The sequence below is a fragment of the Citrobacter sp. MGH105 genome (assembly GCF_001037485.2).
GTDB lineage: Bacteria > Pseudomonadota > Gammaproteobacteria > Enterobacterales > Enterobacteriaceae > Citrobacter > Citrobacter portucalensis.
On record NZ_CP073049.1, the window covers coordinates 174456 to 196727 of the forward strand.

Sequence of the window (22272 nt, forward strand, 5' to 3'; positions counted from 1 at the left end):
ATGCAGCCACATGAAACATTCGCTGGCTCATACCAGCCCGGTGACGTGGAGTTTCTGCTAAAGCCGGTAGTCATTGAGATGACGCCGGTTGAGCAAAAAGAAGAGCTGATTCAGTCCGGAAAGAAACATTATTCGGACATGCTCAGCCAGGAGCCAGCACCCACACAATGGCATCTTGATTTGTTTCACCGGGCGCTGGATCGGGGGGCAGACCGGCTTGCAAAAGAAGTCACGCAGCTCGCTATTGCTCTGGTCGAACGCTTCGGTGATGAGCCCATCGTTCTGGCCAGTCTTGTCAGGGCAGGTGTGCCCCTCGGCGTTATGCTGCACCAGACCCTGCGTGATATGGGGAAAACCTCATGGCATTACGGCATCAGTATCATCCGGGATCGCGGAATTGACAGTACAGCACTTGACGTCATTGAAGAGCGACACGGTACCAGCGGTATTGTGTTTGTTGACGGATGGACAGGTAAAGGTGCAATTACCGGAGAGCTTGTACGCGCACTGAAAGATCGCCCGGGCTATCCTGAGCAGCCGCGACTGGTTGTCCTGGCGGATCCCTGTGGCTGCTCCTGGCTTGCTGCCAGTGATGATGACTGGCTCATTCCTTTTGGCATCATGGGTGCGCCGGTATCAGGCCTGATCTCCCGGTCAGTATGGTCCTCTGAAGGATTACATGGGTGCATGGTTTGCGAGCATCTCAGTGAATTCGAATGCAGCCGGATGCTTGTCGATACCGTCGCTCATTTCCGTAAGAAGTTAACACCGACATCCCTCGCTCCCCTGAGCTGGAATACGGAGTCAGCCCGGATCTTATGGCAGACAAGTCGCGACGTTATCGCGTTCCTGGCCGATGAATTTAAAGTGGACAGCGTCAATCGTATTAAACCCGGTATTGCTGAAGCAACCCGGGCTGTATTGCGTCGGGTACCGGACCATATATTTGTGCGTTCTATTGACGACCCGGACGTTGCCTTGCTTGTAGGGCTTGCTCGTGAAAAGGGAATAGTTGTTACAGAAATGGGGGGAACCCTCGGCCAGTATCGGGCTGTAACCATTATCAAGAAGGTACTCTGATGAAAAATCGTCTTTCTCCCTGGAATCTGGGAGCCACGCTATACATGCCTGCAACACGGGAAGATATTGCTGATGCCGTCCTGCATGGGAAAATCCCGGGTTTGCGCTCTCTGGTAATTTGCCTTGAGGATGCTGTCAGTGAAGCAGACATCCCCATCGCCCTCATAAATCTGGAGCACCTGCTGCACGAGCTCAGTAACAGCATGCGTAGCCTGGGTAAAAATGACTGGCCTCTGGTGTTCATTCGCCCCCGGCATGCCGACATGGGCAGATGGTTAAAAGCGCATTATGATCTTTCCGCTGTCGACGGGTTTGTGTTGCCGAAATTTACCCTCAGTTCGTTAGCTGAATGGTGGGATATCATGGGCGGGACTCACCTGTGCATGATGCCAACGCTGGAAACAGAAGACGTCTTTGACGTGGCTCAGATGCGGGAGCTGGCCACCCGTCTGGTGGAACATCCCTGCCACGACCGCATTATTGCGCTTCGAATCGGCGGCAACGATCTTATGAACGTTGTGTCGCTTCGCCGTCCCCGGGACCTGACGCTGTATGACAGCCCGATGGGCTACGTCATCAAAATGCTCGTTTCGGTCTTCGGCCCGCGTGATTTTGCCCTGACCGCGCCCGTATGTGAGCATATTGACGATCATGCCGTAATGGCCAGAGAGCTGGCTCTTGATATGGCACATGGGCTTGTTGGGAAAACGGCCATTCACCCGGGTCAGATAGAGGTCATTCAAAACGCGCTGATGGTCACTCAGGGTGAGCATTCTGACGCTCTGCGGATCCTGAACTCTACCCAGGCCGTGTTTAAGTCGCAGGGAGCAATGTGTGAACCCGCCACACATCGCCGCTGGGCGGCTGGCATTCTGGACAGAGCTCGTTTTTATGGGTTACAGAACGAGCAAAGCGCTGATGGAATCAGATTACTTACCGTGACCCAGCATCATTAAGGAAATCATAATGGGGTTCAGGTTCAGAAAGTCGATCAACATTATTCCTGGTGTTCGCCTCAACCTGAGTAACGGTGCACCGAGCCTGAGTGTCGGGCCGAGAGGTGCTTCCGTTTCTTTTGGAAGCCGGGGGACCTATGCCAATCTGGGCTTGCCCGGTACCGGGCTGAGTTACCGTACCCGGCTTGACCGGGCCGCGCGTTCCGGAGGTGGGAACCGGACGGCTACCGACCCGGGGCTCAGACAGGCGCTTGAGCAGGAAGCCGCTGATCTCATGTCAGCGGTGACCGCAATCCGTAATATTCACGAGCTGACGCCGGATCCTAAAACAGGCATCAGCTGGGCAGAGCTGGAAGCAGTATACCTGCATAACAGAACGTCGCCTTTTCAGGTTCCGGCACCGGTGCGTCCAGAAAAGCCAGACTATCTTGCATTGCCGGAAAAGCCTGCCGAGAGCGAAGGCATTAGTTTTCTGGGTAAATGGTTTGAATCGGAATCAGCTAAAGCTGAGCGCCACGCCGAAAATCTTCGCCGGTGGCAGCAGGAGCTGATTGATGTGGAGCGTGAGAATACCCTTCGACAGCACCGGTACCAGCAACAACGGACGGCCTGGGCCGAACAGTATGCAAACTGGAAGTTTGAGGCTGAAGAACATGAAAAACGGCTCGCCACGGCTCAGGCAGATGCCCGGCAGCAGTTCCGGACAGACGCCGCGTTTTTCGAATCATACCTGGCGGGTGTGCTGGCAGAAACTGAATGGCCGCGTGAAACGCTTGTTGCATTTGAAGTAAAGCCGGAGCTATCAGCAGTCCTGCTGGATGTTGATTTAGCTGAGATTGAAGATTTCCCTGATAAGATTTACGGCGTTAATGCCCGGGGCACGGAGCTGACGGAAAAAGCCATGACGCAAAAAGCCGTACGCGAAAACTATGCCCGCCACGTCCATGGCTGCTTGTTCCGCCTGGTCGGTATCGTTTTACATACGCTACCGTTCGACAACGTGATTGTGTCAGGCTTTACGCAACGGGTCAGTAAGCGGACCGGCTATCTGGAGGATGAGTATATCCTGTCCTGCAAATGCAGTCGCAGCCAGATGTCGTCAGTAAATTTTGCAGGCTTAGAACACATTGATCCGGTTGAAGCGTTAGGCGATCAACCGGTTATTCGAAAGATGAGCAGTACCTTCATTTTTCAGCCTATTGAACCACTAACCCTTTAAGCAGGCTAAATCTTACGATGCAATTAAATACCAGACAGGCCCGGATTTTTAAGCTTGCCAACTTACTGGGCACCGGCAAGCCCGTTTCCGCTGCCGACATTATAACCAGTCTGGAATGCTCAGAGCCGACATTAACCCGGGCACTCAAAGAGCTACGCGAGTCATATTCTGCGGAGATCAAATACAGCAAGGCAGGTCATTCATACCATCTCGTTAATCCGGGCCAGCTGGATAAAAAGACCCTTCGCCGGATGAATGAAGCGCTCGCACAGAATGCTGAACTGAAAACCGGTGAGTCCACAGGGAAGGTCGTACTCGATAAGGATAAAAAAACAGCCGTGTCATTATCGCTACGCATGCGGATTTTAAGAAAAATTGACCGTCTGGCTGCGCTGAGTGGCTCGACCCGAAGTGAAGCGGTAGAGAAGCTGGCTCTGCACTCCGTTGATGAACTGATAAAAGAATACAGCGCTAAAAAGTCCTGACGCTAAATCTCAGACCGGGGTGAAAACCCCGGTTTTGTCATATTTCACCTCTGTATCTGCGTGACGGAGTTTTGATCTATTCTCCTCCCGCAATGTCAGCAGCGCCTTTCTGCCTACAAAACCTGGTGTCTTGACATCCTCTTGTGCTACACATCAATCTTTGGGCGATTTACACTCCATTCATGCAGATCTGTGATGTATGATGATTTTCATACATAAGAAAGTTTATTTTTGCCGGAGTTTTTTTCAGAAATCTTATATTCCAGTACGGTCTGAATTTTTTTCTCTGATAAGAGGCCATTCACATGTCGGTAATTCAATGGTGGTTAACTTATTTCTTTAATGCCGCTTCTGAGTATTTAATCTCCACCCGACAGATGTCGTGCCGTTTTATCAAATCTACAAACTCTGGCCTCTTCCTGAAACTACTCTCCTCTTCCGATCTCTTAAGAAGGAATTACATTTGAGACGCTTACCCGTATATCTGCTACTCGACACGTCCGGCTCTATGCACGGAGAGCCTATCGAAGCGGTTAAGAATGGCGTTCAGACGCTGCTTACCACGCTGAAACAGGATCCGTATGCACTCGAAACGGCTTACGTGTCAGTGATCACCTTTGATTCTTCAGCCCGACAGGCAGTCCCCCTGACAGACCTCCTGAGTTTCCAGATGCCAGCACTAACAGCCAGCGGCACCACGTCTCTTGGCGAAGCGCTTACCCTGACGGCCAGCTCCATTGCCAAAGAAGTACAGAAAACGACGGCTGACACTAAAGGTGACTGGCGTCCCCTAGTATTCCTGATGACGGATGGAAGTCCGAATGATGACTGGCGTAAAGGCCTGAATGACTTTAAAGCCGCCAGAACCGGCGTTGTTGTGGCATGTGCAGCCGGGCATGATGCCGATACCAGCGTCCTCAAAGAAATCACTGAAATCGTGGTTCAGCTCGATACAGCTGACAGTTCGACGATTAAAGCTTTCTTTAAATGGGTCAGTGCGAGCATTTCGGTAGGCAGTCAGAAAGTGGAGTCCAGCAAAAAAGAAGTGATCGGTCTTGAAGACCTGCCACCGCCGCCGCCAGAAGTAAATGTGGTCTTATAATTTTATTAATTAAGGGGATGTCATGTCTGTCAGTCTGAGCAAAGGCCAGGGCGTAAGCCTGAAAAAAAATGAATACGATCTCTCGTCCGTTACTATCGGCCTGGGTTGGGATATTAATGAGGAAAAGAAAGGTTTCCTCGGCGGGATCTTTGGTAAAAAAGAAGAAGAATACGACCTTGATGTGATCGCTTTCCTGTGTAATTCAGCCGGAAAGGTGACCGATCTCGGCAATGTGGAAAATGGTAAACCAACGCTTGTGAATGGCGATATCATCTTTTTCAACAGCCTTCGCCATAAGTCAGGCAATATCTGGCTGACAGGCGATAACCGAACCGGAGCCGGTGACGGTGACGATGAGCAAATTATTGTGCGCCTGAATTCCCTTGACGCTCAGTACGAGAAAATTGTGTTCATCGTTCAGATCTACAATGGTGAAAAGCTCCAGCAGCACTTTGGTAAAGTTCAGAATGCCTTCATCCGGGCAGTAGATGCCCGTAATATTGAAATGGCACGATTCGATCTTTCTGGCGGACCCGCCTTTGCCAGCCAGCGCTCCATGGTCTTTGCCGAGCTGATACGCGAACCTACAGGCTGGAAACTCAAGGCAATTGGTGAGCCTTCAGAATCAGATTCGTTTGTCTCACACCTGAGGAATTACATCTGATGCGTCGCCTGCCTGTTTACCTTGTTATCGACACCTCCGGTTCAATGCGCGGTGAGTCCATCCATTCCGTTAACGTTGGAATTCAGGCGATGCTAAACGCACTCCGCCAGGATCCATACGCCCTCGAAAGTGTCCATGTCTCCATTATCACCTATGACAATGAGGCGCGTGAGTTTATTCCTCTCACGCCGCTGGAAGACTTCCAGTTTTCTGACATCGTTGTGCCAAGCGCTGGCGGGACGTTCACCGGCGCTGCCCTTGAATGTCTGATGCAGTGTGTAGACCGGGATGTGCGTCGCTCAGATGGTGATACAAAAGGAGACTGGCGTCCCCTGGTATTCCTGATGACTGATGGTACGCCTTCTGATGCCATGGCGTACGGTGAAGCGGTAAAAGCTATTCGTGGCCGGGGATTTGGCTCCATCATTGCCTGTGCGGTAGGTCCTAAAGCAGGCCACGAGCATTTAAAACAGCTCACTGATAAGGTTGTGTCTCTGGAGACTCTCGACTCAACCGCTTTTGCAGGTTTCTTTAAATGGGTTTCGGCCAGCGTTTCTTCCGGTAGCACAAGCGCGGGGATCAATGCCGGAACAGATACCCTCCCACCTCCTCCACCAGAAATACAGCTGGTGCTCTGACAGACAGGAAGGTGCTGCTTTACCCGGCAAACGCCTTCCTTTACAGAACCGTTTTCTGCTGACTGTTACCAGCCGTACGAGGGATATTATGAGACGCCTTCCCGTTTTTTTTGTTCTGGACTGTTCAGAGTCCATGATCGGTGAAAACCTGAAAAAAATGACTGATGGTCTGCAAATGATCGTCGGAGATTTAAGAAAAGATCCACACGCACTGGAAACGGCCTGGGTCTCGGTAATCGCATTTGCCGGAATAGCCCGCACGATTGTACCTCTGCACGAAATTGCCTCGTTCTACCCTCCCCGCCTTCCCGTTGGCGGCGGCACGAGCCTTGGGGCTGCATTGCGTGAGTTGACCGTGCAAATTGATACTCAGGTAAGAAAAACCACTCATGAGACTAAAGGCGACTGGAAACCCGTAGTGTATCTCCTTACCGACGGACGTCCGACTGACGACACAACCTTAGAAGTGAAACGCTGGAAAAATAACTACGCGAGTAAGGTGAATCTCATTGCCGTTGGCCTGGGACCGTCAGCGGACCTGAATATCCTGCGGCAGCTGACAGAAAATGTCATGCTATTCACAGAGTCACAGGAAGGCGACTTTACCCGCTTCATCAAATGGATCACGGCCTCGGTTACTGCTCACAGCCGCAGTGTCGGGGACGAAAAACAACCGGAGCTCAGCCAGACTGAATACATAGTTCGCCTGTCCAAAGACGAGTATGTAAAAGCGTACGACGAAAACTGCGTTACGCTCACCGGGCGTTGCAGCAAGACTCGTCGACCGTACCTGATGAAATATGAACGGCCACCAGCAAGGGTTTCCGGGCTCGATTTCAACCTGAACCTGAACAACTTTAATATTGCCGGATGCTATCCCATTGATGAGGACTATTTTGCGTGGTCAGATGCCACCGCTACCGATTTGCAGGTAAACACAAGCGAACTGCATGGTGTACCGGGTTGCCCCCACTGTGGTAATGCCAGTGCGTTTGCCATGTGCTCATGCGGGAAGTTGCTCTGCATTGATGGCCCCGATGACGTGATCTGCCCATGGTGTGAAAAAGGTCTTTCATTCAGCAATGATGGCGGAAACACTAACTTCGACGTAAACAGAGGGAGAGGTTGATGTCGCAAAATACGTCACTTGAAGAAAAGATTATCCGCTTAGTTCTGTCTGAGCTCAGCCACACCGCAGAAGGTGAGCGGCTTTCCCTTCCATCCCAGGATCCTGCCCTGTCTGCCGAGGTTATGCAGCTTATAAAGCGGATTGAGAACCTTGCAAAAGGTACCTCTGCACTGGTTAACGAAGGTGAGAACGAATCAGTGACTGCCCTCCCGCCTGCTCCAGGCCTTGCCGAAAAGCAACAGCCGGTCGGGACTGATGAGGATATGCAGGGAAACCACGCTATTGACAAAAAAGAGACGCAAACAGCCACAGTCAACGAAACCAGCCCTACATTGTGGAAATTGATGCCTTTTTACGAACTTCAGAAACCAGGAAAAAATGAAACTGAAAACCAGCCGTCTCCGATACTAAAACCTGGGCAGGTACCGGAAAGCCAGCATCGGACCGGGTCAGCAGTGCAATGTGTAATGCCCCCGACAGCGAGAATAACCATACCCAACGCCCGCGCAGGCGAACGTTTCTCTTCGCCGGTTGCCATCATACTGGATGAGGGTGGACGGGCGACGATAAGAGACGTTGTCTTTCCCCGGGACATTGGCTTGTCGTATAAAAAAGAACAAGGGTTGCTCACTGGCATACCCACTGAAATTGGCGATATTGAGCTTTCAGTACTGTGGTCATACACTTCGCACGACGAATGCGAAACAAAGTTACTTTTTGTAGTAAACCCGGATCCGAGAAGCCTGTGGAAGGTAATAGAACCACCAGCAGACGCTCCCTACCCTAAGGCCCATCTGGACTCTGCTGGCCTGGTCAGAGATAACATATGTATTGCTGCCGCCAGTCGCCGGGGCCGCTCTCATGAGCATGCCGGGAGCTTCAGAGATGATGACTTCTATATCAACCACTGCCAGGAAACAGGATGGTCTGTCATGCTGGTCGCAGACGGGGCCGGTAGTGCAGTAAATTCCAGAGAGGGATCGCGAATTGCAGTCATGACGGCTGGCGATTACCTTTTCAATCAGCTCAGTGGAGTGAAAGGCGTCCGTTTAAAAGAGCATATCACGACTTGGGAAGGGAGCGATCAGCAGGCAACCATAAACGCCATGCTTCATCATTTTAAACAGGCAGCTACGCTCGCGGTCAACAGCATCCAGAACGAAGCCATTTGTGCAGAACAACCTGTGAAATCCTATTCAACAACCCTTCTTGCAACTGTAGCACTGCGAACTGAAAACGAGCTGTTTGCAGCTGCTTTCTGGCTTGGCGATGGTGCGATAGGTGCATACAGTCCTTCAGGTAAAGTCAGGATACTTGGAAATCCCGATAGCGGAGAATACGCAGGACAAACCCGCTTCCTTGACCAGAGCATTATCGCAGACCCATCATTTACTGGTCGCATCAGCGTGGGCAAATGGAATGACGTATCTCACTTGATCCTTATGACCGACGGCGTATCAGACCCTCTGTTTGAGACTGATAACGGGCTTCGCAGTGACGAAAAATGGACCCGTCTCATTAATGAGATCTCCCCTATCCTCGCAGACGCCAGTATTGCGTCTGAGGGGTTAGGCGACTGGTTAAACTTTTTCTCCACTGGGAACCATGATGACCGCACTATTGCGGTGTTGTGGTAAGGGATACGCTTTTTCGGTGATCAATATGGCAAATATCGTTACGTGTAAAACAAAGAACGGCGAAACAGTCCAGTATGTTGACGAGGTGATTGGTTCAGGCTCGATGAAGGATGTTTACTTTTCGCCTGATAAATCTTACGTCGTCGCTTTTTATCAAAAACCGCAGAATGAGCAGGCCCGGGATCGTATTGATATGATCACCGGCCGCTACAGGCAAAACATTTTTGGACAATCCGGTGGCGAATACTGGAAGGATCTGTTTTGTTGGCCGACCCACGTTGTTGAGCATGGGAATAAAATCGGTATCGTGGTTCCAACCTACCAGAACCATTTTTTCTTTAAATATGGTTCCAAAAACGATGATTTTCTGGATATTAAAGGCCGGGAGAAAGAAGGCAAATGGTTTGCCAGCGCCAGCAACCAGAATAAATTCCTCGATCCGCGTGAACGAGGCAATACGCTTACCTATCTCAAAGTCTGTCTGCTGCTGACAAGAGCCGTCAGAAGGATGCATGCAGCTGGCCTCTGTCACAGCGATCTCAGCTATAAAAACGTGCTGATTGATCCAGAAATGGGCCATGCCTGCATCATTGACGTAGACGGCCTAGTCGTTCCTGGAAAGTATCCTCCCGATGTGGTGGGCACTCCGGATTTTATCGCTCCGGAGGTGGTGAAAACCAGCCATCTTTCCAAAGAAGATCCGAACCGCGTACTGCCAAGCATTACTACTGACCGCCATGCACTGTCGGTGCTTATCTACATGTACCTGTTTTTCCGTCATCCGCTACGTGGCGGAAAAATACATGACATGTCGGATGAAGTGCGTGATGAAACCTTATCAATGGGTGAGAAAGCGCTCTTCATTGAACATCCGACAGACAAAAGTAATGCAGTCAAAATCAGTCAGTTATCCTCCTTTTCACTTCCCTGGGCTGACCCGGGTAAAATTCCTTACACCATCATGGGTCCCTACCTGACGTCATTGTTTGATCGAGCCTTCATCGATGGCTTACATGATGCCACAAAACGCCCTACCGCCGATGAGTGGGAAAGTGCCTTGGTTAAGACCGTTGACCTGATACAGCCCTGCCAAAACACGAAATGTGAACAGAAGTGGTACGTTTTCTCGGGTAAGACAAAGCCGGTCTGTCCTTACTGCGGTACGCCGTATAAAGGTAAGTTGCCAGTGCTTAATTTTTATTCTTCTCGTAAAGAAGGCAGCTATCGTCCTGACGATCACCGGTTGATGGTCTGGAGCGGGCAGTCTATCTATGCGTGGCATGTGAATCGTCTTATCGCGCCAAATGAACGTACAACGGATGCACAAAGGAAACGGGTTGGTTATTTTGTTTACCATAACGATCAATGGTGGTTGGTAAATGAAGGCATATCAGGACTAATGTCATTACCGGATAAGCGGCAGATTATGGTTGGGGAAAAAATAGAACTGAAGAATAACGCTCAATTTGTTTTGTCAAAAGAGGAAGGTGGCAGGCTGGTAGTCGTTCAATTAGTAGAAAACTAACAAATATCTCTTACCAGATTTTAGCTGTTACGGCATTGAGCCACTCATCGCGACTAATTCGATGAGCGGCCCGCCAAACGAGGCTGTGAAGCGCTTATGAAGGCGATGGATCGGTTTAACAAAGAGCTGCGTAGCTCTCTGTTCCTGCTTGGGGAAGGGATTCAGCAGGATTTCAGGGGGTAGCAGACCATACTGTCAATGTCGCCACGGTATACCACTCGCTGGAATGAGCTACTTGTCGTAAAAGCCTGACATCCATGCCAGTGTTACCCGGCATGGTCAGTTCTGGCATGAAAAGCTACTTTAACCACCACGGGCCTTCTGGATTGCGTATTTCAGGGTAGCTTCGTCGACAGCCCCCGGGATGAATGATGTCGTTGCAGCATCGGGTTTTTGCATGTTCATGATAATGAACCCTGGCGTTCCGCTGATCCCGAGAGCTTCCCCCAGTTGCATATTTCCGGAAATGACATTCTCATAGCGACTTTTTTCTCGATCGCTGAATGAGCTGTTGAACCCGGATTTATTCACCACCATGTCTAAATCACTGAGCGTAAACCCTCGCTGGTTGTTGAAGAATACATACGCGCTGGTCATCAGGTTGTTGTGGTACTTACGATACGCTTCAGCGCCAAATGCCTGGTACACATGCAGGCCTGTCGCCGCCCCCATCGCAGAAACGGGTTTCGAACCAGCGAAGATTGGAAATTCTTTAAAGAAGAATTTAACATCGCTGCTCTGGCTCAACACGGATTCAACGACCGGCGCTACCTTCATACAGAAATGGCACTGGTAGTCGAAAAACTCGATGACGGCGACGGCCGCATTATCCGGTCCAATGTTGGGAGTCTCTTTGGTCTCGAAGAGAGCCGGTGCGTAAGGGATGATCCGCTCAAGGGAGGCGTTGGTATTTTGGTTTTCAAGAGCCTTACCCGCTTCAAGCAGATACTGAGGATTTTTTACCAGATAGGTAGCCGCTACCTTTCCTACTTCATCGTTACTGGGGAGCTCAGTTTTAAAATATTTCGACGTGATATACACAGAGCCAGCCGTCGCAATCAACACAGAAATTAAAACAGACGCTACGGGTTTTAAATAATTTAATTTAGTCATAGCCACCTTTACGAATTCAACTTGTTAGTTATCAACCTGTGTTCGATTATACTGTCACAGCACATCGGAATTATTCGTTAAAGAACCCTTTTTGGAGGAATTAGAATGTTACGGCATTTATTCTTACTGACCGCCACAACGTTCTTATGTGGGTGCAGCTATCATTTCGGGAATGATGTTGATGCTTACGATTTAATGTCACGCCCGGTAGGCAACAAGAAATTTGAAATTGTAGCGCCTGATGACAGTATACAATCGCGCATGTTTGCAGCCCGGTTTGCGAGTGGATTAACGGGGATAGGGTTTAATATTTCCAACCATCTGCCCGACTATATTCTCAGATTCAGTTACAGTAAGACCCAGGAAAATATGCAATACAGTGAACAGCTGGTGACGGGCATAACCGGATATGTCGTCGAGAAGAAGACAACGAAAAAAGATAAACACGGGCAGACTCAGACGGACTATGACTATAAACCCGTCAGCGGGATCGTGGGGTCAGAGACGATATCACAGAGGCATTTCTGGCGCCGCCTTGATGTGGAAGTCTACCCTGCGGGGAAAGGGGCACAACAGGTTCTTAAAGTCAGTATGCAGAGCAATGCGCCAATCCCATCGGACAGCATTGCGTATTCCGCAATGATCGACGCTCTGGCCGGGAAACTGGATGCCCCGCTACGCTCCGGAAACTATGTCGCATCGGTTCCCTGGAACTAATGACCAGCACCGCAACGCCCAACCGCAAAGTGACTTTTCTCACCTGCATGCCGCACCTTTACCGGCCTCCTCTGTTGAAATCATAGAGCCGGTAAAGATCACCGATCGTCATTGCATCCACTTTGGACACGAACAAATACTCAAACTGCGCTTTCTGAATATCTGACACTGACGCATCGTCCAGCACCTCCTGGTAAAATCGAGCACTGATGCATCTCTCCGGATGCATGAACTGGTACCGACTCTGGAGAACCACCATTAGTAAAAACAGAATCAGCAGAACGAGAAGTAATATTTGGTTGGAGAGCTCCAGTCCCAGCGACACACCGATGGTTGCCAGGAAACAGAGAGTCCATCCGACCAGGGCAAAAGGAGCCTTTTGGATCTTTTGTTGGTAATAACGGAAGATCACCGGATCATTTAAATACCGCTTATCCGGTAATCCCGTTGCCCGGGTGACAATGCTGAGCCAGAGCGACATTTTCTAACCCCCAAATCGCGGATATACGGCGCTCTCAGGCCATACGTTCATAAAAGGCAACCAATGGCTGGGTGATGGGGTTTTGTACAAGCTCGGGGCGAATGGCTTTCAGCTGCCTTACCGGCGCTAGCTCATCCGTCGGCTTCACGATTCCATTGCCCGGACCTTTCCGGGTACTGTCGGTGTTCACCTTTAGCCTGTCATTATTCAGATACGATTCAACCCGCTTAGACATGGCGTCGCTGGGGGATGATGCGTCATTAAGTTTTTTTAAAACCGCGTCTTTATCCGTCTGAGCCGCAGAGACCAGCAGTTCACTGCTGGCCTCAATGTCTGCGTTGCAGGACCCGAACTGGCATTGGGCCGCAAAGACGGGTTGAGTGCCAACCGCCACGAGCATTAACGTTGTCAGTATTACAGATTTCATAATCACCTCTTGCAGTCGTGAAAAGTCACTTTTGTGCGGTGCCCATGCGGGTCACCAGATTTTCCGGGCTCAACCAGCCGGTGAACAACTGAGGTTTACCCGACAGCGTTACCATGGTTGGCGTACCCTGAAGCGGAATAGTTGAAGCAACCTGGAAATGCGATTTGATAATATCGAGGCAGGCCGCGTCAGGCCGTCCTTCCGGAATGATTGATATCGAGCTCATTGCAGCATCCAGCGCATCATTAGGTTTGGCCGCACACCAGATTTTTGCCATATTCCCCGCGACCACGGAGTTCAGGCCTGCACGCGGAAAAGTGAGGAATTTTATTGAGATCCCGGCATCGAGATAGGATTGAAGATCATGATGTAGTTTCTGGCAATACCCGCAGGTTATATCAGTAAACACCGCCAGGCGATATTTTTCATTCGCCGACTTATATTCTATGGATTTTGTTTTAGCAGCAAACTCCCTGACGCCTTTCAGTATCGCCTGTTCCGTTGTATTCTCCACATCTTTGCCGTTAACATGAAACAAGCTCCCGGTAAAAATGTAATCACCATCTTTGCTGACGTAACTCACGCCTTCTCTTGAAATCACGGTATAAATATCTTTTACTGGGGATGGTTCAATATGCTCGATGGACAGCCCAACTTCTTTTAATTTCTTCAGTGCTGCATCAGGAAGCACGTCAGTTTTCACTGTCTGGGCATTCATGCTAAAGGCCGTACAAGATGCCAGTAATAAGAATGATGCCTTGATAGTCTTATTCATTTCAGCTCCTTTAATGGAGCATTAATACTATCATGCGAAAAAATCCTCCAAATTCGCTTAAGGGACAAAATTCCCTCCCTATAGTAAAAATTTTTAGCCCGCGATGTGGGAGAATATCCAGTATGTAATTCCAGTGGAGATTATCTCGTGTTTATACCACCAGCAGATGATGTGAAACCTATTCCCGTTCCTGTTGAAGTCTACACACAGTGCATTACCGATGCCTCCCGCTTTTTCGGGATTGATGCAGAATTGGTCTTTACGCTTTTTGATAATGAAGGCGGAAAAGTGGGAACGTTCAGCCGGAATAAAAATGGCACTTATGATATTGGACCTATGCAGATCAATTCGTCCAATCTGCCGGAAATACGTGGCCACTTTCCGTCTGTTACCTGGCGGGTATTGGCCTATGACGCCTGTGCCAGTTTCTGGGTAGGTACCTGGTGGCTTTACCGGAAAATTGTAGACCGAAATGGTAATGTATTTGAAGGGATTGCCGATTACAACAGCAAAACCCCTAAGGTCCGGGCGAGGTATATCTTTAACTTCATGGTCAAATACAATCGCCGGATTCAGGGCCGGAATGGCATGGACGAGTTATATCAGTGGACGCAACCAAAGACCCAGTACAACGGACATATTGTAAAAAATGTTCCGGAGTAAATTACCCCCCTACTCTCCAATTTATTGTTTAGTTGTTTTACGTGGCTGTGAACAATTCATCACTGAGCGAGTGAAACTGTCCCGTGAAAGAGGTTAGGTATGCTCCAATCAATATACGAATTCCTGTGCAAGATACGCTGTTCTCCACAGAAGCTTAGAAATAAAGACTTGGACGGGATCTTGCCTCAGGATGAATCAACAGCTGGCTTATGGGGACCTCTGCCATTAATCCATATTGTTCTTTTCCTGGATTTTGATGGTGTAATCCACAAATGTCAGAATGAATCTTTCGAACGGATGTATTTGATTGAGAAGTTACTTGATGCAAGTCCTTCAATGTTCATCGTTATATCAAGTTCATGGAGAGAATGCGGGAGTATTACCTACCTAAAGTCACTTTTCCGCTCGCCGTACAGAGACCGGGTAATTGGCGCAACCCCATCCCTGTGTCTACCCTCGGGGGGAATAGGGGTACGTGCAGCTGAATGTGAAGAATTCGTGGCCAGGCACCAGGTAAAAGCCTTTATCTGCCTTGATGACGATACGACCCTGTTTCCGCCAGAATATCCGCACCTGATCCGTACGGATTATTACACGGGGGTTAAAGAAAAGGACATAACGGATCTGATAGCCAGATATAACCTACTGATGGCCCGTTTTTATTAAAAAAGTAACTTTTCCACACACTCCGTCAAAAAAAACCATGATTCGCCATCTACCAAAAACACTGCATCAGTCGATCAGAAAAGTAACTTTTTCCTCAACTTTAATTTAGGCCAGTAAGCATTCACGTTTCTTAGGGTGGCGAGTGAACTGGATTTGGAAAGAGAATTTGAATCGTGATTAAGATAGTATCCTGTTTGACCATTGTTTTAAAACTGAACAAACCTTATCCAATGCTCAGTTAGCCGGTGTACTTTTCTCAGATTCGTGGTTTACCTTGAATAGCACTGCCGTGAATAGTTATTTTCCCCGGATGCAGGCATAAAAAAGCCGTGCCCAAAAAGAGCACGGCTTTTATCAGTCAGTATTCACTCCTACTTCTTATTATCATTCAGCCAGTTTTCAGCTCTCTCTATTCTCGACTGATACGGTTCGTTTGTATTGTTAAGGTCTGACTTCATAAAGTTAACGAACGCATCTGCTTTATCCGACCCGAAGCGTGGATCATCGGTCAGTTGCTGACGAATCGCACGCTCTGAGTTTTGTGATGCACTCTCATACGTCTTGATCCCATCACTTCCCATATCCTTATAACGGCTGGTCACCGCGCTCAGACCATCTGACATTTGCAGGTGGTTGCCAACCTTGCCCAATAACGAACTCGGCATATTTACCGGATTCGTTGCATCGTTTGCCAAAGATGCGGGCGTAGTCAGGACCCCAATACCTGAGAGCATGTCGTTTACGGGTTTTGCTCCGATAACGTCAAGCCCTCTGGCAACACTCTCCTGGCCCGATAAAAGCGTACTGCCAATCACACTACGTTCTGTATTGGACTCAATTTTATTACCAGCAAGGGTATCAATCGTGGTTTGGGTTCGTTGGCCAACGATCCCGCCGCCAGAGCCGCCTTCACCAAGATTCGCCCTTATTGCTGAATCAAGAGAGCCTGAAGCCTTGTTGTGCATGTTGAAACCTTCATGGATACTCTGGAGATCATTCATCCCCCAGCTAACGTTGTAGTGACCCAGCTCGGTGAGGAGGCTTTGAGTATCCGCTTTCAGTTGTTCTTTCTCAGCGCCGGTTGCCATTGTACTGGCCCCATAGGTAAACACGGCTTGTGCGGCCAGCTCCGCCCGTTTGTCATCCGGCTTTTTGGTTGGGTCATTTGCAACCCTGTCAAAATAATTCGGGAGGTTGTTTGATATCCCGCGTATCTGGCTATCTCCGTACATAGAATTCAGTTTTTCGCTGGTATTACCCATGCCTGAAGTAGCATGCTTGCCGCCTATACCAGTTTGAAGCTGGTCGAAAGTTTGGTTGGCGTTCTTAACGTCCTGCCCAGCCCCCTGAATTCTTCCCACGGTCTCATTAGTCACTACAGGGGTATTCTTATCCAACGACGAGAGAACACTTTGGTTTTCTTCGCTATAGGAGTTAGCTACATTACCTTTATGAATGCCCTGAATATCTTCTTTACTGACCGAGCCCACATTGTACGGCGTAACACCTGATTCGGTTTGTCCGCCAATATGTTGATTAGCATTCTGCTGGTTCTGTGCCAATCCAGCTTTCGCCTGAGCATCCAGACCTTGCCCTACGTCAGCAACACGATCGGCACTCATTACGCCGGAGGTATCTACATGGTCTGGTGTGCGCTCCTGCGCCTGTGCAATGGTATTAATACCCGATGCATCACCAGTGATTCGGTCAAGTTGATTGGTAATTGGCAGCATCTGTTGAGCGTTACCGCCGAAGTCAGCAACCAGCCCTTTAAGCAGGCTGGAGGTCTCACGCAGATCCTGCTTATTGCTCTCAGCCGTTTCACCCCTGGCAGTATCAATCGCAATTTTTTGCTCACTAAAGTCGCGTGTCGTTGCCACCAGCGCATCAGTTCGCTGGAGTTGTGATCCCAACTGAGTGCTGGCCTTAAATGTGTCATTGTAAGAATTGAATTTATCCATAAACGCATTCTCATCAAGACCATTTTTCCGTGCAAAATTACGCACATCATCATCGCTGAAGTTTTTATTACGAATAGAATCGGAGAATCTGTCTAGGTTGACAGACTGTCTTGAGTCGAGTGTCATGCCGGTATTAGCGCTGGCGTTCGTTGAAAGTGACGTCGACAGATTTTCGGCCATTGTCTGTGTTGCCTGGTTCATTTTTGATGCAGCTTCTTTGAATGCATTGGTCTGTGCAAACTGATCACTGTTTACCTGAGAAGCCGCTTTACTCATTTGTTCAGAAAGTCCTGAGTTTTCTGACAATTGAGTCGTAATAGCTTTATTCAAATCAGTTAAGAGGCTATCACTGCCTGAATTCGATTTTGAGATCCCTGAACCAACGGTACCCGATGCTTTCAGACCTAGTGAATCCATCACTTTCTGACCTATGCCCCCAGCCCCCCCTTTTCCAAGTTTTTCCTCGCCACCAAGTCCCAAACTTCCATTGAGGAGAAGGTTTGACACCACACCAGCTAATTGCTGCGAATTAATTCCGTGCTTCGCCCCTACGCTATTAGCGACGTTTGCACCGGCCTGGTCTGTATATGATTTCAAGTTTTGCAGATTCGAGGAAAATTGCTGGCCCGATTGCCCCGAACGACCAACTTCACTCATCTGATTGTAGGCCTGCTGGAATGAATTACTTGCTGCACTCATGACTGATGAGGTCATTGCCGCCCCTTGTCCCTGGCTTGACGCGATACTTGAACCTGCATTCCACGTACCGAGTCGGAAGTTACTGGAGTCCATGGCCCCGCCACCGCTGAACCCCTGCCCGGTGCTTGTCAGTGCTGTACGATTAACATCCCCAAATGATGATTTTCCGCTATTTGGCGCATCCCACACTTTCGGCGTGAGGTGGCTGGAGTCCACAGGTGCGGGTGGCGTAACTCCTTTCATCGCATTCATCATTGGATGAATGGATTGCGTCATCAGGAACAGCGTCAGGACTGGGATAAGAGCATAGAGCGCTGATGCAACTGATAAGTAAGAACTATATGTTTCGGCAAGCCCTGGTAAGCCCATCCAAGTCACCGCGTTACTCTGACTATTCAGTGTGCTCCATGTATCAAGATCCGCTGTTGCCACCTTCTTCACGTAGGCATTGACCATCACCGCAGTAATCGGCCACATATTAACGAAGAGAATCAACTGAAGATATTTTGCCGCTGCGGCAACACCGTTTCCGCCGAGTGCAAGCAGCATGAGCAATGCAAACGGAGCAACCATGTACGCAAACATTTCAAGAAACGCAATTGCCGCACCAGATAATTGCAGCCAGAGCTGCCCCTGAGATGCCATGGTATTCGTACGTTTTAATGATGCCTCAAACAGTTGCATATCCGAGGCCAGACCAAGTGGGGTTTTGTATTTACTGGCACCATTACGTAGCTCATTCATGATGAACAAAGAAAGCGTCGCGTCATAAGCGCCAATCGCCTTGCCATACATGCCGTTCGCCGACGCCATTACATCCGTGAAGCTCGATCCGGATGCGGCACCGCCCGCCTCTTCTGGGGTAAGAATACCGTTTGTTTGCCCAATCAAAGCAATCGTCTGTCGAGCCTCCGGGGTGCTCGTTACCTGTTTAACGGTCGACCAGACCTCTTCACAAGTCGCTGACTTTGAACTATTCACACCCACGATGTTAGCAGATGCGTTCTTCAGCGAACCTTTCATCGCCTGATTAATGCGTTCCATGCTTTCCGCGACATTTGAAGAGAAAATATCGTTAAAAATGGTTTCTTTCCCAGCGATTTTCGCGCTTGAGTTTTGTGTTCCCTTGAGGCAGTTATAGGCCAGTGATTGCACTGTCGCACACACGTTCATCGCACCTAATCCGCTAACTGGTTCGGGGAACGCTGAACAATACCCCTGGCTGTCCCCGCCCCATTGTAAGAATTTAACGAAGCGAATCATCGGGCCAAGAGTAATGTCATCATCAAGCGTGGTTGCGGCAAAGTCGATCGGCGCCAGCGGATCAAACGCCGTTTTATAGTCTTTGAGTAGGCCCTGGCTAAGGTTAGTGGTTACAGTTCCCATCGCCGCGATAAAAACAGGAATACCATCGACATTTCTCACTTCACCAGACTTAACCGATTCAATAGTCACATCCACGCGTACTATTGCCATCGAAAAAAGAATCAGCCCAAGAATCCATGAAAATATCGGCACCTCTGCTTTTGTCGGGTTCAACAGCCAAAGCCATGTTTTATAAAACAGGCTGGCTCCAGCCAGCACCGCTGCCGTGGTGAGAAATGCTTTTACACCGGTATATTGTGAGAAAATCAGGGCAATCCCGTTAAGGGCGGACCACACGAACTCGATATCACCTACTGTATAGATGTTGTAATCCATATCAGACCTCAGTTACCTGTGCCACGAAGACTTTCCATGAACGCCTTCCTCTTTAATCGGCGATCATCCCATGCTGAAATGACATCAGAGCTGTTACCTACCTGGCTACGGGTGAGCTCGTAAGCTGCTTTTACCTGATTGCTAAGGTTTTCAGATAACCGAGTCAGGTCCTGCCGCCGTCCGGAAAGTGATTCACTGGGGATATTCATAGCGCTGATCTTTGCTTCAACTTGCCGAAGCATGTTAATGACAAGGCTGGTGGCCGCTATTGCACTGATATCCTGGATATAGGCATAGCCTTCAGGGACATCAAAAGTCTGAAGAGAATCAAGAATTGTTGGGATGCCGATATAAGAAATAATGCGTAATTCATCATCAGAGATCCTGACATCGCTGATTGCCTTTGTTTGAACCTGAATTAGGAGGTCTGAAATCGTATCCTTCAGTCCTTTGAAACCACCATCCATCACTTCAGACATAACCAGGCATTGCGACTTTCTCGCTGAAGCAGGATCGGGTACAGGCGAACATTTGAGCATTTTTATGGAGCCACCAGCCGGAGGACCCATGATGAAATCCGATACCGTCATCGTCGATGGACGAACTTCCATCCCCGCTTTTTCACCTTTAGCATCCCAGTTGATAATCACAGTGCCGACAAGCGACATCAGCTGCTCTGCGAGTTTGTAGCCAGATAATTCAGTCACGCCACCGATATTCATAGAACCTTTATCGATGTCCATAAATGACATATAGAAAAGGTTTCCACTGAATTTTTCAGCAAACTCTTCAGGGTCTTTTGCTTTTACCTGGGAGGTCACAGTTTCTGGCGACTTGGTCATTGATGAACCGAAATCAGGCAACAATCCATTAAGAGTACCAAGCATTGAAGCTGGGCCGGAACTGACCGCATTCGCATACTGGCTGGGTGGTCCAACATTTTCAGAAAGAAACGAGTAAGTAGCGTTGCAGGAATCTTTGGCAAATTTGTTCAACGCCTGCAATTTGTTCTGGATATCATTAATAGTCGCAGCACAGTCAGCACAGATTGCCGATACCGCGACATTAAATGCATAAATCGCGGCCCCCTGCGCGATACCGCGAGCAACCTGCACCAACTGATCTCCGTTAATCATACTGAATGAACCGAGGAAAACATCGATGCCGTTACAGCCGACGGAAGCTTTGGGGAAAGACATTGAAACTAAATTGGTATTCACGTTTGTTGTGCGGTAGGAAAAAGAGCCGCCAACCACACCGGTACGGGTGGCCGTTTCAAAACTGGCCGGGCTGGTTGTCGTCATCATTCCATTAAAAATATTACGCATGGCGTTATCGGCACCGGCATTTGGTGCAATCATCGCCGTGCAAACGGCTAACGACAAAAGTAACTTTTTTGCACAAACATGGAGGTTAGCGCGCATATGGGCCTCCTAAACTGCCACCAACATTCAAGTAGTTCACAGGGTCCGCTGTAGGCATATCGTACCCTTCCAACTTCTGGTCCATTATTCGTTGCAATAAGAACGGGTCAGATTCCATTTCTGATTTATTCACTGTAATTACGCCATCCTCACCAATGGTATATTGGCGCTTAATATCTAACGTGGATTGGAATGAGGCATCATCAATCAGGTTCATGCCCTTTGCAGCCAGAATAATAGTATTCTTGAGCTCCTCAGCAGTGATCATACCTTCGCTAATTCGTTGCGCTGATGACCCGTCTTTCGACACAAGGAAAATAGTTGGCACTTCGCGGATTTTGAATTGATCAATAATCTGCGCATTAGGGACAGAGAAATCCTGGAACAACCCATTTTGTAATGGTCTGCCATCCATGCTGACAGGGAGAATGTCGACCGAATAGTAATTCTGCATAAACTGGAGGATTTGACTTTCTTCGTGGCAGAACTCACAGGTACTCTGGAAAAAGAAAAAGAGCCCGGATCTTGTGAAAATATCTTTCATTACCGTCTGCTGGTTTTTTTCCACAACCGTACGATGTGCATCCAAGGCAACCTTCTCAACCGGCTGTCTTCGTTTTTCAGACATCATTGGATTTTTAAGAAAATAATCTTTCGACTTATCCGAAAATCGCGTACCGATATCCAACATTAAACGTTGCGCTGTATAAAACCTCGATAAGTTTTCAGGGGTCGGATTATCCATTGCCTGAGTCAAAAGCCGGGGCATATTGTCCTTTAGCCACTTTGAATTAAGATCAATCTTTTCTTCTTGTACTGGCTGGGACGAAGATGCAACAGGAGGCGTAGTCTCATTAATTTCTTCCTCAGTTTTCCGGGCTGGGTCGTCATACCAGAAAAAACCTTTCTTAAAGGCTTGTCCTGACACAAATGGGGTGTCTTTGATAAGGGTCTGGTCTTCATTTGCATGGACGCCAGTTATAAACAAAGACATCAGCACTAACATCTTTGAAGGCAGTAACGTTAATCGAGTCATTCACCGATCTCCTCATGGAATAGAGGTATGATGGCATAAAAAAAATCACCGGGAGTTCGATAACGGAGTAGATTTCATGCGTTAAAAAACCAGAAATGTGACGCCGACAAAGCCCCAAAAACGACAGTTCAACACAGTGTCCCGGTAAAGACATGGTCTGTAAGAGAGAAATGG

Annotated in this window: 21 protein-coding genes; 14 read left to right on the forward strand and 7 right to left on the reverse strand. The window is 48.8% G+C overall.

Features of this window, described 5'->3' with window-relative positions; all coding sequences use genetic code 11:
- From SK35_RS25215 to SK35_RS26985, 11 genes are all read left to right on the forward strand, one after another.
- The gene (locus SK35_RS25215; RefSeq protein ID WP_032610457.1) at window positions 1-1080 is read left to right on the forward strand and encodes a cysteine protease StiP family protein; all 1080 of its coding nucleotides are present in this window, start codon (window positions 1-3) and stop codon (window positions 1078-1080) included.
- Entirely contained in the window at window positions 1080-2036 is a 957-nt protein-coding gene (locus SK35_RS25220; protein WP_032610458.1) for an HpcH/HpaI aldolase/citrate lyase family protein, read from the forward strand. The genes SK35_RS25215 and SK35_RS25220 overlap by 1 nt, the downstream gene beginning before the upstream one ends.
- 10 nt (window positions 2037-2046) lie before the next feature.
- Complete coding sequence (locus tag SK35_RS25225; protein ID WP_000506888.1) at window positions 2047-3255, forward strand: DUF4236 domain-containing protein; 1209 nt, start codon at window positions 2047-2049, stop codon at window positions 3253-3255.
- Between the two features lie 17 nt (window positions 3256-3272).
- The gene (terW, locus tag SK35_RS25230; RefSeq protein WP_001176767.1) at window positions 3273-3740 is read left to right on the forward strand and encodes a tellurium resistance protein TerW; all 468 of its coding nucleotides are present in this window, start codon (window positions 3273-3275) and stop codon (window positions 3738-3740) included.
- A gap of 463 nt (window positions 3741-4203) precedes the next feature.
- Window positions 4204-4842 carry a vWA domain-containing protein gene (locus SK35_RS25235; RefSeq protein WP_001388628.1) on the forward strand — a complete coding sequence of 213 codons (639 nt, stop codon included), beginning with the start codon at window positions 4204-4206 and terminating at the stop codon, window positions 4840-4842.
- Between the two features lie 22 nt (window positions 4843-4864).
- On the forward strand, window positions 4865-5506 hold the full coding sequence (locus SK35_RS25240; RefSeq protein ID WP_032610462.1) for a TerD family protein: 642 nt from the start codon (window positions 4865-4867) through the stop codon (window positions 5504-5506).
- Window positions 5506-6144: a vWA domain-containing protein gene (locus SK35_RS25245; RefSeq protein WP_015062986.1), complete on the forward strand. Its 639-nt coding sequence runs from the start codon at window positions 5506-5508 to the stop codon at window positions 6142-6144. The genes SK35_RS25240 and SK35_RS25245 overlap by 1 nt, the downstream gene beginning before the upstream one ends.
- 88 nt (window positions 6145-6232) lie before the next feature.
- Window positions 6233-7273, forward strand: a complete 1041-nt coding sequence (locus SK35_RS25250; protein ID WP_015062987.1) for a TerY-C metal binding domain-containing protein — start codon at window positions 6233-6235, stop codon at window positions 7271-7273.
- The gene (locus tag SK35_RS25255) at window positions 7273-8910 is read left to right on the forward strand and encodes a PP2C family serine/threonine-protein phosphatase (RefSeq protein WP_015062988.1); all 1638 of its coding nucleotides are present in this window, start codon (window positions 7273-7275) and stop codon (window positions 8908-8910) included. Before SK35_RS25250 ends, SK35_RS25255 begins: the two co-directional genes overlap by 1 nt.
- Window positions 8911-8935: 25 nt before the next feature.
- Entirely contained in the window at window positions 8936-10435 is a 1500-nt protein-coding gene (locus SK35_RS25260; RefSeq protein WP_032610464.1) for a helix-hairpin-helix domain-containing protein, read from the forward strand.
- Window positions 10436-10633: 198 nt separating this feature from the next.
- Window positions 10634-10687, forward strand: coding sequence for a DUF4113 domain-containing protein (locus tag SK35_RS26985; RefSeq protein ID WP_223203177.1), 54 nt, complete (start codon window positions 10634-10636; stop codon window positions 10685-10687).
- 51 nt (window positions 10688-10738) lie between these two features.
- On the opposite strand, the gene SK35_RS25270 is transcribed toward SK35_RS26985, so the two are convergent.
- On the reverse strand, window positions 10739-11548 hold the full coding sequence (locus tag SK35_RS25270) for a DsbA family protein (protein ID WP_015062990.1): 810 nt from the start codon (window positions 11546-11548) through the stop codon (window positions 10739-10741).
- Window positions 11549-11917: 369 nt separating this feature from the next.
- Between SK35_RS25270 and SK35_RS26990 the strand changes: the two genes are divergently transcribed.
- Window positions 11918-12265, forward strand: coding sequence for a hypothetical protein (locus SK35_RS26990; protein ID WP_223203176.1), 348 nt, complete (start codon window positions 11918-11920; stop codon window positions 12263-12265).
- Window positions 12266-12323: 58 nt separating this feature from the next.
- On the opposite strand, the gene SK35_RS25280 is transcribed toward SK35_RS26990, so the two are convergent.
- The 3 genes from SK35_RS25280 to SK35_RS25290 are packed head-to-tail and all read right to left on the reverse strand — an operon-like array spanning window position 12324 to window position 13948.
- On the reverse strand, window positions 12324-12746 hold the full coding sequence (locus tag SK35_RS25280; RefSeq protein ID WP_015062992.1) for a hypothetical protein: 423 nt from the start codon (window positions 12744-12746) through the stop codon (window positions 12324-12326).
- Window positions 12747-12780: 34 nt separating this feature from the next.
- Entirely contained in the window at window positions 12781-13173 is a 393-nt protein-coding gene (locus SK35_RS25285; RefSeq protein ID WP_032610466.1) for a hypothetical protein, read from the reverse strand.
- A gap of 25 nt (window positions 13174-13198) precedes the next feature.
- Window positions 13199-13948: a thioredoxin fold domain-containing protein gene (locus SK35_RS25290; protein WP_032610468.1), complete on the reverse strand. Its 750-nt coding sequence runs from the start codon at window positions 13946-13948 to the stop codon at window positions 13199-13201.
- A gap of 147 nt (window positions 13949-14095) precedes the next feature.
- Here SK35_RS25290 and SK35_RS25295 point away from each other — a divergent pair, with 147 nt between their 5' ends.
- Together SK35_RS25295 and SK35_RS25300 are read left to right on the forward strand one after the other, a co-directional pair.
- Window positions 14096-14611, forward strand: coding sequence for a lytic transglycosylase domain-containing protein (locus tag SK35_RS25295; protein WP_032610469.1), 516 nt, complete (start codon window positions 14096-14098; stop codon window positions 14609-14611).
- 99 nt (window positions 14612-14710) lie between these two features.
- Window positions 14711-15277: an HAD domain-containing protein gene (locus SK35_RS25300; RefSeq protein WP_015062996.1), complete on the forward strand. Its 567-nt coding sequence runs from the start codon at window positions 14711-14713 to the stop codon at window positions 15275-15277.
- 371 nt (window positions 15278-15648) lie between these two features.
- On the opposite strand, the gene SK35_RS25305 is transcribed toward SK35_RS25300, so the two are convergent.
- The 3 genes from SK35_RS25305 to SK35_RS25315 are packed head-to-tail and all read right to left on the reverse strand — an operon-like array spanning window position 15649 to window position 22098.
- Window positions 15649-19638 (reverse strand): conjugal transfer protein TraG N-terminal domain-containing protein, encoded by a 3990-nt coding sequence (locus tag SK35_RS25305; RefSeq protein WP_015062997.1) that lies wholly within the window; start codon window positions 19636-19638, stop codon window positions 15649-15651.
- An 8-nt stretch (window positions 19639-19646) separates the two neighbouring features.
- Window positions 19647-21062: an IncHI-type conjugal transfer protein TrhH gene (trhH, locus tag SK35_RS25310; RefSeq protein ID WP_015062998.1), complete on the reverse strand. Its 1416-nt coding sequence runs from the start codon at window positions 21060-21062 to the stop codon at window positions 19647-19649.
- Window positions 21052-22098, reverse strand: a complete 1047-nt coding sequence (locus SK35_RS25315) for a thioredoxin family protein (RefSeq protein ID WP_015062999.1) — start codon at window positions 22096-22098, stop codon at window positions 21052-21054. The genes trhH and SK35_RS25315 overlap by 11 nt, the downstream gene beginning before the upstream one ends.
- Window positions 22099-22272 lie beyond the last annotated feature (174 nt).